This is a genomic window from Streptomyces sp. NPDC012769 (assembly GCF_042901205.1).
GTDB lineage: Bacteria > Actinomycetota > Actinomycetes > Streptomycetales > Streptomycetaceae > Streptomyces.
Map to the genome: position 1 here is coordinate 1,689,816 of NZ_JBIBCP010000001.1, position 17,731 is coordinate 1,707,546.

Consider the following 17,731-nt stretch of genomic DNA (forward strand, 5'->3'; position numbering starts at 1 on the left):
GCAGGCGGCGTCAGGGAGTCGTGAGGAGCTTGACGACGATCGAGCCGTCCTTGCGGGCCTTGCGCCACGGGTACTCGCAGACCATGCGGTCCACCTCGACCGGCTGCTCCACGTACGTGCGCTCGGGGAAGGGCTTGCACCTGCCCCGGTCCGCGTACTTGGGGCAGTCGCCGTTGGGCTTCAGGAACTGGTGGGAGCGCCAGGCCAGGGTGCCGGCCAGCTTCTCGTCGGGGTGGGTCGGCAGGTACTGGTTGCTGAAGAAGGAGCCGATCATGCCGCCGGCCAGCGCCATGGCGAGCAGCACGCCGACGGCCGTGAACCGCCGCTCCTCCCCGTCGCCGGCACGCAGCCGGCGGAGCAGCGGGACGAGTCGCTGGGCCGCGAGGACGCAGGCGAGGACGGTGAGCGCGGTGAGCGTCACCTGGATCTGGATCATGGTGCGCGGGAAGAGCTGCACCTGCTGGTCGGCCTCCATCCGGCCGGCCAGGAAGAAGCGGATCAGCCAGGCGCTGCCGAAGCAGGCGAGCGGGGCGACGACGACGGCCTTGCGCAGGCCGAGCGCGACGGCGAAGCCGAGGCCGATCAGCACGATCACGGCGTACATGTGCAGACCCGAGAACTCGCCGAAGCCCGGGTACTCGCCCGGCTCGTCCCAGGCGAGACCGCTCAGCGGCGTGGTGCCGATGTAGGCGGGCTCGGTCAGCGTGTAGCCCGAGCACCACTGGTCACGAGTGCTGGTCGCGCCGAGCAGCACCCGCAGGTAGACGCCCGCCACCAGCAGGAAGCCGAGCAGCGAGCTGCCGAGGAAGAGCAGGCCGCGCAGCCGGCCGGTGTGCCACGGGTAGAAGAAGAGGACGGCGATGAGCACGCCGGGCAGCGACCACAGGTGCCAGCCCGAGTAGACGAGGAAGAGCAGCCCGAAGAGCAGTCCGAGGAATCCGCCGCGCAGCACCGTCCCGCGCGGGGAGAAGCGCGGCGAGGCGCGCAGCCAGAGCAGCAGCTTGGCGATCAGCGGCAGCAGGAGCACCAGCACGAGCGGGCTGTACGGCTTGTGCGGAAGCGTCTGCTGGAGTGCGGGCAGCAGGCCGAGGGCGAGCGCGGGCAGCGGCTTCAGGCACATCCGCCAGAGCAGATAGGCGGCGGGCCCGGTCAGCGCCACGAAGGCGATGAACACCCACTTGAACGCGAGGGCCGGCTCACCGCCGAAGAAACCGGCCTTGGCGACGTAACCGATGACGTACGGCACGGCCGGCGGGTAGAACCCGTCCATCGCCCCGCTGTGCAGCACCTCCTCCGCCCAGCCGAGTATCCGGTTGTTGTCGCCGAACGGCCCGTTCAGCGGCCACGGCGTGCCCCGCAGCGCGAAGACCTGCCCCGCGCCGAGGAAGCCGGTGCCGAGTCCGGCGACGGCCGCGGCCCCGAGCCGGACGGTCAGCCGCCGCACGCGCGGGGTGGCGCGGACGGTCGCCCAGCCCACGACCGCCACGATGACCAGGGTGAGCACGGCGAACCTCAGCTGGAGGTTCGACAGCCCGCTGACCTGGCCCACGCGCGTGATGGGGCTGTTGTCGACGGACAGACCCCAGACGGTGAAGCCGAGAGCGGCCGCCACGGCCACCAGGATCTCCCCGCCCGCCGGGCCCCAGCGGCGTGAGGCGCGCCCCCTGCGGGGTGTTGTGCTCCTGGCCGTGGGGGAAAGACCCGGAGCCGGTTCGACCGTCTCCGGGATCGGGACCGTCTGCAACGATCTCTCTCCAGTGACCGCGTGTGTGACGGGCACCACACTGACACCGGGAGTCGCACGAAGAGCGCAGGCAGGGCCGTGTATCTACGGCCGTGACGTACCATCGGCACGGCCCCTGACGGGCCATGACGGCTGATCAGCGTTTGCGCTGCCTCGGCACGCGGGCAACGCGCCCCAGCTTCCGCTTCACCCGAGTGAAGGTCGAAGGCGGGTCCGGCTGGACCTTCAGGGTGACGGTGAGCTGACTGCCCTGGATGTCGAGACCGACCGTGTACGGGCGGCTGCCCGCCGACGACTCCAGGGCGAGCGTGCGGCGGTCGGCCTGGCGCGGGATACCCGCGCCGAGCGCACCGCCGAGGGCACCGGTGACAGTGAGATCCCGTACCGAGCACCGGAGCCCGATCTCCCATGTGCCGGGGTCGAGCGGACCGCCGTCGGCGACGGCTGCGAGGTCGATGGCCACGCGAAAACCGGCCCGGCCGTAGTCGTAGGTCTCCCGTCCTCGGCTGACGGTGAGGTGCGGGGTCTCCTCGTGGGTCACCGGCACCGCGACCTGCCGCCCGCTTCCGCGGTGGCGCAGGACGGCCTCGGTGGTGAGGGCATCGGTGTCGACCTGGTCGAGGTAGGCGTAGCCGGCGAGCGCGACCACGCTGCCCTGCCAGGTCAGCTCCTCGACGCGGCGGCGCGGGCTGACCCGTACGACCTCGTCGGTGACGTCGCACAGTTCGGCGTACGCGGCGGAGTCGCCCGGCGGGTAGGGCGCGGCGGCGTACAGCCGGCCGTCACGGACCGCGGTCTTGCCGGGTCGGCCGGCCGCGTCCCATGCGACGATGCTCGCGAGCTCGTCGAGCAGCCCTTCCCTGACGCAGTGCACGCGCAGCCGCTCGGCCACGTCGAGCCGGGCGAACACGCCGGGGGTGACCCAGCGTTCGGCGTACGGCCGGGCGAGTTCGACGACGGCCTTGCGCTCGTCCTCGGTGTCGTTCAGGAAGCGCCGGTCGAATCGGCGCAGCAGCTCGACCTTCGCGTGCCGGGTGATCAGCCGGTCGCGCAGGTCGCCGGGCTCGGTGAGCTCCGTGACGAGGCCCACCAGCTCGTCGGCCTGCGTCACCATGGTCGGGTAGTCGAGGCCGCCGGCGGTGATGTTGCCCTTGTCGCCACGGCCGACGAGGTAGTAGCAGTCGTAGTCGGCGAGGATCGATATCACCGAGCTGCGGAGGTAGGCGCGGGCGACGAAGTGCTGGTCCTCGCTGATCCGCATGTGCTCGGGGAAGCGCAGTCCGTGCTTCTCGATCATCTCGCGCCGGAACAGCTTGAACGGCATCAGCGTCCAGTACACGACCGCCGGGTCCGCGCGGTCGACGTTCTTCGCGAAGACCTCGTTGACCTCCTTGCGGATGGTCCGGCCGACGCCGACGAGCTTGGCGAGGACGGTGTCGGAGCCGTTCCGCTCGGCCATCGCCACCAGGCGCTCCAGGGCCTGCGGGCCGAGGCAGTCGTCCCCGTCGAGGAAGAAGACGTACGTGCCGGTGGCGTGGTCGAGGCCCACGTTCCGCGGCCGGCTCGGCCCGCCGGACGCCTCCTGGTGGATCACCGTCACCGCACCGGGATGCCGCGCCGCCCACGCGTCCAGGAACGCGCCGCTGCCGTCGGTGCTGCCGTCGTCGACGGCGACGATCTCGACGGCCTCCGTGCCGATGCTCTGGCGCGCGACCGACGCGAGGGTCTGCTCCAGGTACGGCATCGCGTTGTACACCGGGACGACCACCGAGACGATGGGCGTGCGGGCTGCGGTCATGGTGCGGTGGCTCCCGTGCGGACGTACGAAAACGCGGCGTGCACATTCTGTGAACGGCGAGGACACCGTACGGCACATCCACCCCCTCCCGGCAGGGGTCGTTCACCTGAACAGGCCGAACGTCGACCCTCTTTCCACCCGCAGACCGGCGGCCTGCCCCGAGCGCCCGGCCCTCCTGGCGCCAGGGCGCCTGGGCCTGCCCGGGGTTCCAGTCCTGTGTGGCTCCCTACTCGGAATCGGGTCCGGATTTGATCCGCAGCTGGCAGTGACGCAGAAAGCTTCGCATTGATATCGCCCCCAGGGTGACGCATCGTGTGGGTGACGTGCCGGTAGACGGGGCGGGGGCTCACTCGTAACCCCGGACGGCGTCACAGGTAGGCGTTGCACTCGCTGACGGTGGTCAAGTCGCCGACTGTTTGGCCCCCATTGCCGCGTTGGCCGGCTCAGCGCAGCCCACGTACCTTCGACGGGCGCCAGCTGCAAGTCCAGGTGGGACGGAAGTCCAACCAGTTGTGCCTAGTATCCAGTTGCCAGCCCGTCACTGCGCATCGCCGTCTCCCGAAGGTCACGTGGCCGACTTTTTGACAGGTCGGTGTTCTCGTTCAGTATTCGAGTGGCCGAACTCGAGGGAGGGGGAGAACACGGAGCGAGAGACAGCAGGCCCGGACTGGTGCGATAGCGGGCTTGTATTCACCACGCCGACTGGCCAGCCTATCGACCCGGCCAACCTCACTCGCCGCTTCCGTAGCCCCTCGAACAAGGCGTCGACCTCGTCGTGATCAAGGAATTCCGCGGCCACGCCCACATCGAGCGTCACCGCCGTCCGACAACGCCAAGCCATCGACACTTTCAACGGCGCACTCAGTACGGCCAACGACAATCCCGACGCCCCACCCCGCCATGGCAACCTTCCACTGGCGTTGCCGTCACCGTTGCCGTCAAGAACCCGAGAAGCCCCACCGAACACTCTCAGTGGCGCTTCAGCGGCGGTATCTGGAATCCCTGCTGGCCGAAGCTAACGAGAGTCGAACACCATTCTCGCGAGAACCCACGCAGGGCCCTCCAAGGTGAATCCCGTAAACTTCTTACTTGCATCTTTCGGCTAGGCCACTTACAGATCGTACGGGTAGAGCTGAATTTCGGGAGCCCAGAAGGAAATGAAACCCTCCACAGGGAGCTCCGACCTTCGATTCGAGATTTCAATCAGGAGGATGCCCGACCCTACCCTGATCTCCACGACCGAATCATCACCATCGTCGAATCTGACTACTTGGCCCGTGATGAGGGTGACAGACTCCGCAACCTCCGAAAGGGAAGTAGCACCCGAGTGGCAGGCCGTCCAGGCTGCGACATCTTCCGGGACTTCAACCTCGATCGAATTGACCCACTTCGGGTTGGTTCGGCCCCATCCAGCGGCCAGATGGGATGCCAGACTCGCATTTGAAGCGGACGATCCCTTCCAATGGGGCTAGGACTTGCAGAACTTCTACTCTCATCACTTCACCCCCAAGGGAACTCGCTGATTCGTATCGTTGAGCGGCACCGCGTAGTGCTCTGCCAGGACCTCGCGCGCGGGCAGCTTGACCCCGGGTTCCAGGGTGCCGGAGTAGATCTGCTATTGGAGATCGTCGGCGACCTTCTCGAAGGCGTCCTCGAAGTCGGCCGAGCGCGTGAGGATATCGCCGGGGCAGAGGATGCGCCAGGAATCAAGTGGCGCTCATACTCCGACGTTTAGGACAACATAGCCGACGAGCCACTCCCTTGGTAGGCAGCAAAAACACGAATCGGCGGCCGATCCAACCAGATCGGCCGCCGATTATGTTTCCGAATCAGTCAGGGAGCCCGACGAACTTCTCAGACTTCCACGGCGATAACACCCACAGTTGAACATCCTCGGGCAGCATGTCAGGCAAGGTTCTTCTACATGTTCCACATGTCCCCGTGGGGTAGTCGATGTAGAACACGGCCTTTCTGATGCCTGGATTCATTCGCAAGAACGCCGCCGCGTGAGTCTCCACATGGTGCGAGCTATTGCCGGGCATACCTTTTTCTGGCACGGGCTAGGACGTTGACAGCCTGCGCAGATCCGATGTGCACGCGGACAGCAGGAGAAGACGTTTCGAGAAGCGAATCCCCAAGCCCGGTAGCCAAGGCCCGCAATGCGGCCTCTCGCGCAAGATCAAACTCGCTGTCATCGTCAGCGATGTTCATCAAGATTTGCGCCAAGTCGGCCGGCCCGCGCGCCTTTCGAAGATGCCTGCCAGTGATGGAAATCGCGATATCTCGAACATCGCCATCAGCATCCCAATCGACTCCAGCCAGGAAACTACGGAGCTCGGGGAGGAGCTCAGAAGACATCCCCCAGTAGTCACCAAGAACCTGCAAGGCGAGCCGGGACAGCATTGGGTCCGAAGGGTTGCGGAGATACTGTCTGACGGCCGGTGCTTGTGCAGGGGAGCCCGCCAGCCCAACTACGTGCAGCGCCGTATACAGATCGCCCTGATTTGCCCGACCCCGAGTAATTGCCTCCACGGCAACGTCGAGTTCCCTAGTGCTCAGCGCCCCAGATTTCGCCTTACTGAGCATTTCTGCAAATTCTGTCATCGGTGCCTCGGGACATATTTCTCTGAGTAGTCGAGCAGTTTGCTCGCCTGACTGAATTCTCTCTGGAGTGAGGGGAAGCTCGGATGGTCAACCCCCACCTTTGAAATCTGCACTTTGATCTGATGCATACGATTCAGGAGGCCTGTCTGAGCATCTCGCACCTCGCCAACGTGGTCCCATGGAGTCCCATCAGCCTTTCGGGCAACAACCTCACCGCCGAGCTCACGTTTAGCGGCATCCAGGTCCCTGAAAGTGAGATGCTCGGCTATCCTGTCCGTCTTTGTCGGAATGCCGCAGTTCGAATTGTGCACAAGCACTGGCGTGGTCCCCGCCAGCACATAGTACGTATGGAGGTCGGAGACCGTCAGATTGCGAACCGTGGCGCCCTGCTCCGTCCACCGTTGGACGGCCGTGATCTCGACGAGAGTGCCGGCTCCCGTGCGCAGCCACTGGCCCGCCTTCAGGTCGGTGGCGTCGATCCATTCACCGAGTTCGGGGACCCAGAACGGGTGCTCGTCCGTAGCCGTGACTTCAGCAGTCCTCGGGCCCGACTTGCCGTCGGCGTCGATCGTGATCTTGACGAGGTGCTTGAGGCCCTCGCCCTTGATCTCCGCGGTGACGGTCTCGACCTCGGTCCTGCCCGTTTCCGGGTCGGTGGCCAGGACCTTGTCGCCGACCTTGACGTCTTCGATGGCCTTGGACGTTCCGTCCGCCATGAGGACGTCGGTGCCCTCGACGAAACTGTTGCACTTCGTCGCCGTCTTCGCGACGCCCTTCGCACCGTTCTTGGCGGCTCCCCCGACTCCGGTGAAGACCAGACTCAGCGTGTCCGCCATGGCCTCGGCGTCCTCATAGGCCGGATCGGTCGTGTCGAAGCCCATCTTGTCGACGAGCTTGTCGTACTGCTCCGAGACGGACGGCAGGCCGGGGATCAGGTCGAGGGTCGAGACGGCGCTACGGAAAATGCCCGGGACCGTATTGCGGTTCCACTTCATCTTCCGGGGCGTCACGTCGATGACGGTGCCCCAGTTCACGCCACCGTAGGTGTAATAGCGCTTGCCGCTCTTGGACTCGTCGTACTTACTCCACTTCCAGCCGTTACCGGTGGGCTGCCACGACTCGTGGTACGTCACCGACATCTCGTTGCCGGAGTCACTCGGCCGGCACGTGCTCGAGTTCCCACCGCAGATGCCGTCAGGCCGGAGGCCCGACGGGTCCGACAGGGTCATCGGGTTGTTGTTGGAGTAGACATAGCCGTTGAGGGACTGGACGTCCTCGGGGGCCAGGATCGGGTCCACGCTGATGAAGCGGCCCGTGATCGGGTCGTACTCGCGGGCGCCCAGGTGGGTGAGGCCCGTCGGGTCGACCGTGCCGCCGACGAAGCCACGGGTGCCGGCCCAACCGGTCGGGGCGGTGCCGCGCAGTTCACCGAAGGGGGTCATGCGGCGCTGGTCGACGACGACGCCGGAGGCGTCGATGTCGATCGTGCCCGTCTTGTGGTGGTCGGTGACCTGGAAGGACACCTTGTTGTCGTCGGTGCGGACAGCCGTCGCGGTACCGAGCTCGTAGTAGCGGGTCGCGGTCGGCTTGGCGGCCCCCTTGACCAGCTTGAGTTCGGTGGCGCCGAGGTAGAGGGTGAAGGACTCCGCCTCCGGGTTCGCCGAGTCCACGTCGTGGCTCAGCAGCCGGCTTCCGTCCGCGGCGTAGACGTAGTCGCTCGTCTTCGTCGTGGTGACGGTGACGCCGCCCGACTCCTTCTTCACGGTGTCGGTGAGCTTGGTGAGCTTGCCCTGGGAGTTCCAGGCGAGGACCTGGTCGCTGGTGCTGCCGGTCCCGGGCCTCAGGTGCCGCTCGGTCGTGTTGCCGCTGTCGTCGTACACGTACGACTCGGTGACCGGATCACCCGTGCCACCGGTGACCGTGCTGGTGCCGAGCAGCGAGTGCGGCCTCGTCGCGCCCTTGACCGGGTAGGTGTACGTACGGACCTTGTCGGCGGCCGCGTTGCCGGAGGGGTCGTGCTCCGTCTCCGTCTTGCGCGTGCCGTCGGTGTTGTACGTCCAGCTCGTCCAGTACGGAGCCGGGCCTCCCATGGAGGACGCCGACGGACCATCCGTCGGACAGGCCGTCGCCGACGGTGTGAACGCCTCCGTCAGCCGCGCCAGGTGGTCGTACGTGAAGCACTGCGTGTCCACGCCGTACCGCGACACGTCACTGAGCGACGTGACGTTGCCGACCTCGTCGTACGTGTAGCCGGCCGAGCGCTCCGCGCCGCTGCCGCCCTCCAGATCCGTCCGACTGCCCTTCAGACGCTGGGTGCCGAACTCCCACTCGTTGGTGATCCAGACGTTCTTGCCGCCGGCCGCGTTCAGGGTCGACTGCAGAGGCTTGCCGGTCAGGCTGTACGTCTGCTTCGTCAGATATGTGGAGAGCAGACTGCCCGCCGAGGTCGTCCGGCGCAGACCGTCATACGTGAACGCGAGCGCTTCACCCGCGAGGTTGCCCGCGGCCGGGTAGGCCACCGACTTCACCGTGCCGTCGAGGTTGTACGACGTGCCGGTGACATAACTGCCCGCCAGACCCTCCTGCCCGGGAACCGACGGCACGGTCAGGGTCGTACGCGTCGGCCGGTACAACGCGTCGTACACGTTGACCGTCGTCTTGTACTCGTACCTGGTCGCCCCCACCGTCACGTAGCTGCTGGAACTCCCCACCATGCCCTTGTTGTTCAGGGGATCCCAGGTCTGCGAGGTCAGCAGCGGACCAGTGGCACTTCCGTCCCGCGACTCGATCTGACGAGAAAGGTTGTCGTAGACGTACCAGACGGTCTTCTTGTTGCCGTTCTCGCTGCTGGTCAGCTCTCCACGGTCGTTGTACTTCTTGACCGTGGTGCCCGTGTCCGGGTCGACCGCGCCCGTCTGCCGGCCCAGCTGGTCATAGACCCAGCTCCACACGTTCGACGAAGGATCGGTGAGCTTCACCATGTGGCCCGACGGGTCGTACTCGTACTTAGTGCTGTCGGCCGGGCCGTTGGGGTCCACGCCCTGGTACTGCAACCTCTCCACGACACGGCCGGCCGCGTCCGTCACGGACGTGGTCGTCGTACCGCCCTTCGGCGGGATGACCGTGGCCCGGTCTCCGCCGTGGATCGTGCGGGTCGTGGACAGGACCTTCAGGCCCACGCCGTTGCCCGCGAGCTCGGTCACCTTCGTCGCTCGGCCCAGACCGTCGTACTCGGTCGTCGTCTGCGACTCGACACCGGTCGTGTTCTCCAACTTGAAGAGGGAACCCGACGGCCCGCCCGTCGCGTAGTACGGCGCGTGCTTGCGCTCCACCAGGCCACGCGCGTCGTAGAACGTGTCCGTCAGGACCTTGCCGCCGTTGTCGCCGGGTCCTTGGGTCTGCCGCTCACGGCGGTGACCGTCGTAGAGAAGGAAGTTCGCTGTCTGAGAGCCGTCCGCGTTCAGCGTCAGGGTCTCGACCGAGCGAATGCTCCCCTCATCGTCGTGGTAGCGGTACTCGACGTTCGGGGTCTGGTTGTTCAGCTTCGACCGGTCGGGCTTCCACAGCTTGAGGTTGCGGCCGAGCGCGTCGTACACGACATCCGTACGCAGCTGGTTGGCGTCGACCTCCGCGGAGGGAAGTCCGCGCAGCGGCTCGTAGAAGGTCTTGGTCACGCGCGCGGTGGACGCGACGCCGGCCGTGGCCGGGGGCGTCGTCTCGGTGGTCTCCCTGGGGCGTCCCGTTGCCGGCGTGTAGGCCGTCGTGGTGGTCCGGGCGCCCGTGTGGGCGGTCGTCACCGGGGTGACGGTCCCGTCGACCGGGTCGAAGACGCTCGTGGACGCCAGCTCCGTGACAGTCAGCGGTCGGCCGTACGTGTCGAACGTGGTCGCGCTGTCCAGGTAGGTCGCCTTGGTGCCCGAACGGTGCTTCAGGACCTCCACCATGGTCGGCAGGCCCTTGGTCGGAGCGACACCGTAGCCCTGGCCGTCGTACCGCGTGCGCACGTCGGAGATCACGGCGGAGCTTCCGTCGGCCCTCGTGTCCCGGTTGACCGTCGCGGTGCAGTTCGCCGCCACGGTCTCCTTGCGGATGACACCGGTGAGGATCCAGGCGCTCGTGTTGTCGACGTACGTGGTGCGGGTGCACTGGTCGTCGGACGCGACCGCGACGTCTCCGAGGTCCTCGTCCTTGATGACCCGGCCATAGGCGTCGAAGAAGTTCTTCGAGCGGACCTCGCGCCAACTGCTGCCGGCTCCGTTGTCGAGCGAGGTGTACGAGCGGGTCGTCTCAGTGCTCGTGATGTTGGCGGTGGTGGTACCCCAGTCACGGACCCGCTTGGCCGTCTCCTTCTTCCAGGGCGTGTTGACCGTCTTGGACAGGATCTTTCCGCCGGGCGCGTCGTACGTCTCGACCCGGTACTCGTAGCCCGCCCATGCCTGGTCGTCGGTGATCGTGCCGCCGACGCCGTCGGGCACCGTGACCGTACGCGTCTTCGTCTTGTCAGCGGGGTCGTTGCGGTCGCCGTCCATGCCACGCAGGAACCAGTGGTCCACCTGCGAGAGCATCTGCGACGTGCTGCCTGTCTGCACACGGGTGTGCTGGTAGCCGCGCCACTGCGACCAGGTCTTGAGCTTCTCCTTGGTCAGACCGTCGTCATCGTCGAAAGCCCAGGCCGCGTCGCCCAGGTAGGCGTAACGCGTGACCATGTCGGGCGAGCCGCCGGTGAGGTCGGTCGCGATGACCGAGTCGACCACGTACTTGTTGAACCACTCCGTGGTCACCGGCATCTTGTTGCTCGGCTGGTACTGCTGGGGGAAGCACCGCGTGGTGTTGCTCTGCGGCGTGGGGAGCGCGCTCCAGGAGCACGCCTGCTGCGAGTAGTTGACGTCCACCTGGCCACCGGCCTCGTCGGTGATGGTGGAGAGGCGTTCCTTGATGAACGGCGCCCGGCCGTCTCCCGACTTGTCGAGCCGGTTGGTCAGCGGGTCGTAGTTGAGGACGGTCGGCGGCAGGGAGAGCGGCGTGCTTCCCGCCAGTCCCTTTCGCACGATCGAGGAGAGGAGGAGCTGGTAGTCGATGTCGGACGAACCCCACCGGTGCTTCAGGGTCCAGGAGTCGATGTCCTTGTAAGTGCCGTCCGACTGCAGCGTCTGGGTGGTGACCGACGCGAGCCGCGTACGGGTGAAGAACGTCGGGGAGTAGCGGCCGGCGTCGCAGTCGGTTCCGGCCTTGCAGTGCATGTCCCACGGCGTGTCGTACCAGTACTGCCGGTTGGCGTCGATCTTCGCGGGATCGCAGAGCGCGGCGTCCGTCTCGAGACAGCGTTCCGCGGTGGTGAAGTTGACCCGGGCCATCGGCTTCACGGTCGCCGAGTTGATGTCCGTGACCTTCTGGCCGTACTCGATGTGGTCGAGCGTGCCGCCGCGCACATACGGGGTGTCGTCGGTCGCGGTCAGGTAGCGGCCGTAGGAGTTCGCCTCCTGGTCGTACCAGTAGGTGATGACGTTGCCCTTGGTGTCGACGGCCTTGTCGAGGTTCCAGCGCCATCCCTGCTGGCACCAGGCGCTCTTGATGTCGGCGTTGTAGCAGGGTTCGCCGGTGTTGTTGCCGTAGACCGGAACGGTGAAGACGGACTTGGTCTCCGGCTTGCCCGTGGCCCAGTTGTCGAGCCGGTTGTAGCCGAACCAGTAGGTCGTACCGTCCGACGTGACGGCCTTGAAGTACTCACCGTCGTCGTCCCCGTTGCCGCGGTTGGCGTCCTTGACCCGGGTGACCTTGGTGCTGTCGTCCCCCTTGAGCCGCCACTCGTCCGCGCCGACGGGGATGAGCTCACCGGAGTGGCCGGCGAAGCTGATCGTCGCGTTGTCGTAGCCCCAGCAGAGGTCACCGATCTCGGCGTCGTCCTTCTTGACGCCTTCGTCACCACAGGGCTTGTACGAGCGCTCGACGAAGCCCGGAGACATGTCGAAACCGTCACCGGCCCAGGAGGCCTGGTTGTTGCTGTTGGAGGTACGGCCGTCGAGCGTCCCCGAGGAGTAGTTCAGCGCCACCTTGGGCACGAACGCGCCCGGTACGGAGGGCACGGCCATGGCGTACGAGGTGGTGAACGTGCCGGTGTTGAGCTCGGTGTTCCAGGACGAGGACGCCGCGAGCGGGCTCGCCTTGAAGTCGCCGGCGAGGCTCGAGGCTCCCGAGGTCGCGGCCAGGACGGTCGTGGTGGAGGCACCCGTCTGTGTCTGAAGGCCCGCCGGGGCGGCCGGCGGCACCGGCACGGCCTCGGCGGTGACCTTCTTCGTCTCCGTGTCGTTTCCGCCCGTGAGCGGGATCGGGGCACGGCACGCGGGCTTCTCGGGTGTCGTCAGGACGCAGTCGGGCAGCCGGACGAGCCGCAGGCGCGATCCGTAGCCGCCACCCGCGCTCCTGGAGAAGCCGCTGTAGTCGACGGTGACTTTGGTCGTGAGCGGCGCGGCGGTCGTTCCGGCGGTCGCGTTGCCGATGGTCAGCAGGACGCCGTCGACGCCGGCGCGCTCGGCCGCCGAGCGGTCGAGCAGGCGCACGTCGGCCTGGGCCGGCCGGGCACTCTGTGAGCTCTGTGCCGAGCGGGCGGCGCCGCGCCCCTTGACCGCGTCGAGTGTGACGGGCGTCTTGCCGACGCGGACGGTGGCACCCGCCGTGCCGCCACTCTCCGGGAGGACCACGCGGACGCTGCCGGCCGCGGGCCAGGCGATGGACGGCCTGGTGGCCTTCGAGCGCTGCTCGGGACGCCCCGGCTTGGGCTTCGCCGTCCCGCCCTTCACCGGCCGCTCGGACGAGACGGCCGTCGGCCTGTTGTCGTCCGCCGACGCCGTGGTCACGGCAGACGGCAGGCTCTGTATCAGGGTGCCCAGCAGGGCACCGCTCGCCAGCACGGAGAGACGGGCCCGCGCCCGTCTCCGTCCTGGGCCGAATAGCTGCATGAAGGAACTACCTCCTGGTCACGGTGTTGGTTCCGGAGGAATGCCGAGGGGTGGACGGGAAGGTGACCCGTCCACCCCTCGTTCCGGAAGTGCAGGGCCTACAGCGCCGAGGCCGTGCTCAGTTCGACGCTTGATTCGGTGAGGGCGACGACCTGCGCCGGGCTCAGCGCGCCCTGGAACATCCACACGTCGTCGAGCTCACCCGAGAAGTACGACCCGAAGACGCCGTTGGTCAGGTCGCGGCCGAACTGCACCTGCCCCGTGGCCTCGAACGGCTGCGCCGCCGAAGCCCACGAGACGTGATCTGTACAGGTACCCGCCTCGGCCTCGGCGTCGGGGCAGATCTGGTTCTCGAGGGCACCGTTGACGTAGAGCGACAGCTGGTCGGAGAACCCGTCGTACACGACCGCGAGGTGGTTCCATCCGGTGCGGGTCGAGAAGTCGTAGGTATGGACGGCCGTCGTGCGGGTGACCGTCTCCCCGTCGGCGCCGGTGACGCTGACCCTCCACTGTCCTACGTCCTGCCCGTCCACCGCCTTCTGGTGGTCCCAGCCGACTTCGACGGCGCTCTGCCTGCTGCCCGCCACGGACAGCGCCGTCATGTCGCGGTTCGTCGAAGCGAGACTGGCCCATCCGGTGATGCTGAAGCTCTGCCCCGTGTGGATCGGCATGGCCGTGGTGGCCGCGTAGTCGTTCACTCCGTCGAGGGCGAGACTTCCGGACGGAAGTCCGTCGGCGCCGGCGACGGCACCGCTGCCCGTGCTGACCTTGGCCTCGTGGTAGAGCACGGCGTTCTCCGCGCTGCCTGCCTCGTCCGGTGCGGCAGCGGGCGTGCCCGAGGAGTTGTTGAACTTCCAGCGGGCACCGAGCTGCGGGCGCTGCTTGACCATCGAGTGGGCCTCGTCCGCGGTGACGACACGGTCGTAGACCCGAACGTCGTCGATGTCACCGCCGAAGAACTCACGGTTGATGCCCTCGCGGTTGACCGCACCGACCTGGAGGCCGCCCGAGTTCGTCCACGGCTTGGCCGGTGTATAGGCGGTCTCCGCCACCTTGTATCCGTTGATGAACAGCCGCAGCTTTCCGGTCTTGGCGTCCGAGACACCCACGAGGTGCGTCCACTCGTTGTTGGTGGGACCGAAGCAGGGAACGCCGTTGACGACGCTTGTGCAAGCGGCCTGCTGGGTCGTCGTCAGCGTGGCTGCGGTGGCGTCTTCGGAGAAGCGACCGAAGTTCCACTTCTTGCTGTACGCGGAGTAGTACAGCAGGAACTCGCCTTGGTACTGGCCGTTCTGGGAGACGGCCATCCGCGGCATGCCGTCACCGGGCGCGGTGGCGGGAAGCCGGACCCATGCGGAGACGGAGAAGCTGCGGTTGGTGTCCACCTGAGGTCGTGCGGTGCGCGCGTAGTCGTCGACGCCGTCGAAACGCACGGCCTTGTCGGACGCGCCGGGGACGCCGGAGGTGGCGCCGTTGAGCTCGAGTGCGGTGACCTCGCCACGCCCGAACGCGACCTCGCCGGTCGGCTCGTCGAGCTTCCAGACCGCCTTGGCCGGGCGGCCCGTCGTCACCGGCCGGTCCTTCGCCGTCTCGGACACTTCCGCGGCCCCCAGGGCGCGGTCCCAGACGGCGATGTCGTCGAGAGAACCGTTCCAGGAGTCGGTGATCTGGTCCTTCCACTTCATCCGGCCGAAGGTCGTCGCACCGCGGGCCGCCCACATGCTCACGTTGCTCATCGAGTTGGCGGCGACACCGTCGACGTACAGCGTGAGGCTTCGGGCCGTCGCGTCGTAGACGGCGGCGATGTGGGTCCACTTGCCTTCGACGGCGGGCGTGGTGGACGCCACGGTGTACCAGCTGTAACCCGAGAGGACGTCCGCTGTCGGGGACTTGACCGCCCACTTGTCTCCGAGGAGCCCGAGGGTGATGGACTGATGCCGGCCGAGCTGGGTGATCGCCGCGGAGCTCTCGGTGGCCACGATGCCCACCGGCTTCGCCCACCCGGAGAACGTGAAGCTGCGATCGGTATCGACGATCGCGCGCTCCGCCGAGATGTATCCGTTCGCGGTGTTGTCGAGCGTGGCGCCCGCCCCCGTGCCGTCGTGGCCGGTGGGGTCGGTGCCGACGCCCGAACCACGCGTCGTCGCGAACGTGCTCACCATGCCCGCGACCGAGCCGACCGGCTCCTTCTCGTCCATGGCCCATCCGGACCGCTGGGGCTGGCCGCTGAGGACGTTGAAGTAGTACGTCTCGGGCTGCGAGGCGTTGACACCGTCGAGCGCCCTGACGGACAGCCAGTGCGGCCCCGGGGTGTCCATCAGAAGGGTGACCGATCTGGGTTCGCCCTTCGTGGTCGTCACCGTGTTGGCCGCGGAGGCTTCCTCGTCGAGGCCGTACTCGTACTTCACCACGTCGGTGCTCGCACTGTCGATGACGAAGGTGCCGTACTTGCCGACACCATCGGTCCACGGGATGTCGTCGGACTGGATCTTGCTGCCCGGAAACTCCGTGGACGTCACGTCCGGCCCGTCGGGGTGGTCCGTGTCGACCATGACGTAGCAGGCCGTCGGGTCACCGGTCGAGGTCCACGGACCCCATTCGGCCCCGTCCCAGGCACGCGCCTCCCATCCGAACCAGGTGCTCTTCGGGATGGTCGTCGGCAGGATGACGGAGAACGGGGATCCGGACGCCTTGAACGTGCCGGAAGCGGGCACCGCGCCCTCGGTGCCGGTCGAGAACCAGCGTCGCTTGTGGCCGGTTCCGTCACCCGGGTCCCAGGCGACCGCGAACTGAACCCCGATCTTCTCGTTGTCCGGGTCCGTGGCCACCACCGTGATCTGCGGCATCCGGTTGATCTTCAGACCCGTCGAGAGACACACGGAGCCGGGCGACATGGAGTGCGACTTCATCGGGATCTGGCGTGGCGGCAGGTTGTAGTTCACCCGCAGGCTCGCGTCGTCGGTGAAGCGCTTCCACGCGCCGGCATCGGCCTCGTTCTCCGCCTTCAGGCCGAAGGTGATGCTCGGCCAGGAGCTGTTGGCGGCCTGCTGCACCACGTTCTTGACGTTGGTTGCCCCGAACTCCAGGTAGCCCGCGGCGCAGGCCGAGCTCCAGCCCTTCGCCGCACTCTGTGTCTGGAGCCACTTGTACCAGTGGGCGCTCGTGGACGAGTTGTTCCACGTGGTGCTCGCGCCGATGGCGTGGGTCAGGTAGAGCTGGACCGGCTTCGCGGTGCAGCTGTACGAGTGGGACTCGTACACGTTGAACTCGGCGGAGAGGATGTGCTTCCCGGCGAACTTGCTGGTCACCGGGATGCGGTAGTAGACCCGCTTCACATCCGCGGTGGAGCAGCCGGGAGACGCGCAGTAGCCCGTGCCGAAGTCCGGCACGTACGTGCCGTTGTACGAGAACTTGTAGTAGGGCTGGTCACCGTTGGTCCTGGAGATGCCTGCCCAGGCCGAGGTGTGGGGGGTGTCCCAGGCCGGGTCGATCAGCACCGGGTAGACCGTGCGGGGGTCGTCCAGCAGGGTCCGCTCCGGAGTGAGAACCATCGCGTCCTCGCCACCGGTTCCCCGGCCGTCCGCGGACAGTTCCAGTCCTACCGGGGCGGCATGGGCCCCCGCCTGAGCGGGGCCCTCAGCCGAGCCTGCCGCGAGCAGGGGCGACTTGGCCGTGCCGGTGGCCGTCGTCGGACCGGAGTCCTTCTTGCCGGGCCCGTCCTTCGCGCCGGCCGACGAATCGAACATCATCGGCCTGGGCGCGGTGAACACCGTACCGCCGCCGGCCTTGTCGACCGCGGCGAGCGTGCCATCGGCGTTCTCCCGCACGTCGAGACCGTCGGTGTTCACACCGATGCGCAGCAGGTCGAGGGCCGGATTCTTCGCCGCCTCGGGAGTCTTCACGACGAGCAGCTGGTTGAAGCCGGTCCGCGTGGCGGTCAGGCGCAGGTCGACCCCGGGCAGAACCGACGGATATGTGGCCGTCTCACCCTTGAGCTCGGGCGCCGGAAGCGGCTTGGGCCAGGTCAGTTCGAGGACCTTGCCCGCACGCGCCATCCGCACCAGCGGCTTGTCCCCGCCACCGGAGAAGGCCAGTCCCGACAAGGCGGCCTTAGGCTCCACCATGCCGCCGGCCACCCTGTGCAGCGCGGGATCGATGTCCACCCAGGCGCCGTCCTTGCGCGTGCGCACCGGCCGGGTGTGGGTGACCGACTCCAGGGTGCCGTCCGGGCGGGCGGTCACTTCGCTGAACTCGGTCCGCATCGACACCACGTCGACGGGCTTGCCGGTCTTCTTGGCCTTCGCGACGGCGAGGCTCTCCGGCGTGTCGGCAGCCTCCGGCCCTGTGTGGGTGTTCGTGCCGCCCTCAGTGGCAGCAGGGGTCGCCACCGCACCACTCTGCGTGGCACTCAATCCGGTGATGGCGCACGCCACCGCGACGACCGTCGCAGCGCTGCGCGGAAATCTCCACCGCGTATGTCTCGATCTCATTCGGCCCCCACTTCCCCCAGTCATCAGTACTGCGGAGGAGTAAAGGAGGGGGGCTCGCCAGCGTCAAAGGAATACGTCAGGTCGATGGATGGCACAGATCGGGCACATACGGTCATTCTCTGGCTACTGCATGGAGTAA

General features: G+C 67.2%; 6 protein-coding genes. All 6 read right to left on the bottom strand.

Features of this window, described 5'->3' with window-relative positions; all coding sequences use genetic code 11:
• Positions 1 to 10: 10 nt before the first annotated feature.
• Positions 11 to 1,612: a hypothetical protein gene (locus tag ACFY7C_RS07615; protein ID WP_389645195.1), complete on the bottom strand. Its 1,602-nt coding sequence runs from the start codon at positions 1,610 to 1,612 to the stop codon at positions 11 to 13.
• A 268-nt stretch (positions 1,613 to 1,880) separates the two neighbouring features.
• Positions 1,881 to 3,542, bottom strand: coding sequence for a glycosyltransferase family 2 protein (locus ACFY7C_RS07620; RefSeq protein WP_389645198.1), 1,662 nt, complete (start codon positions 3,540 to 3,542; stop codon positions 1,881 to 1,883).
• 1,829 nt (positions 3,543 to 5,371) lie between these two features.
• Positions 5,372 to 5,584 (bottom strand): DddA-like double-stranded DNA deaminase toxin, encoded by a 213-nt coding sequence (locus ACFY7C_RS07625; protein WP_389645201.1) that lies wholly within the window; start codon positions 5,582 to 5,584, stop codon positions 5,372 to 5,374.
• The gene (locus ACFY7C_RS07630; RefSeq protein WP_389645203.1) at positions 5,571 to 6,128 is read right to left on the bottom strand and encodes a hypothetical protein; all 558 of its coding nucleotides are present in this window, start codon (positions 6,126 to 6,128) and stop codon (positions 5,571 to 5,573) included. Before ACFY7C_RS07630 ends, ACFY7C_RS07625 begins: the two co-directional genes overlap by 14 nt.
• A gap of 14 nt (positions 6,129 to 6,142) precedes the next feature.
• Entirely contained in the window at positions 6,143 to 13,000 is a 6,858-nt protein-coding gene (locus ACFY7C_RS07635) for a polymorphic toxin type 28 domain-containing protein (protein ID WP_389645206.1), read from the bottom strand.
• A gap of 200 nt (positions 13,001 to 13,200) precedes the next feature.
• A complete protein-coding gene (locus ACFY7C_RS07640) occupies positions 13,201 to 17,490 on the bottom strand; it encodes a LamG-like jellyroll fold domain-containing protein (RefSeq protein WP_389645209.1) in 4,290 nt (1,429 codons plus the stop codon).
• Positions 17,491 to 17,731: the final 241 nt, after the last annotated feature.

What these genes read in the sequence shown, in the direction of transcription:
- ACFY7C_RS07620 (WP_389645198.1), bottom strand. Translation starts at nt 3,542, where the DNA reads ATGACCGCAGCCCGCACGCCCATCGTCTCGGTGGTCGTCCCGGTGTAC.
- ACFY7C_RS07625 (WP_389645201.1), bottom strand. Translation starts at nt 5,584, where the DNA reads ATGCCCGGCAATAGCTCGCACCATGTGGAGACTCACGCGGCGGCGTTC.
- ACFY7C_RS07630 (WP_389645203.1), bottom strand. Translation starts at nt 6,128, where the DNA reads ATGCTCAGTAAGGCGAAATCTGGGGCGCTGAGCACTAGGGAACTCGAC.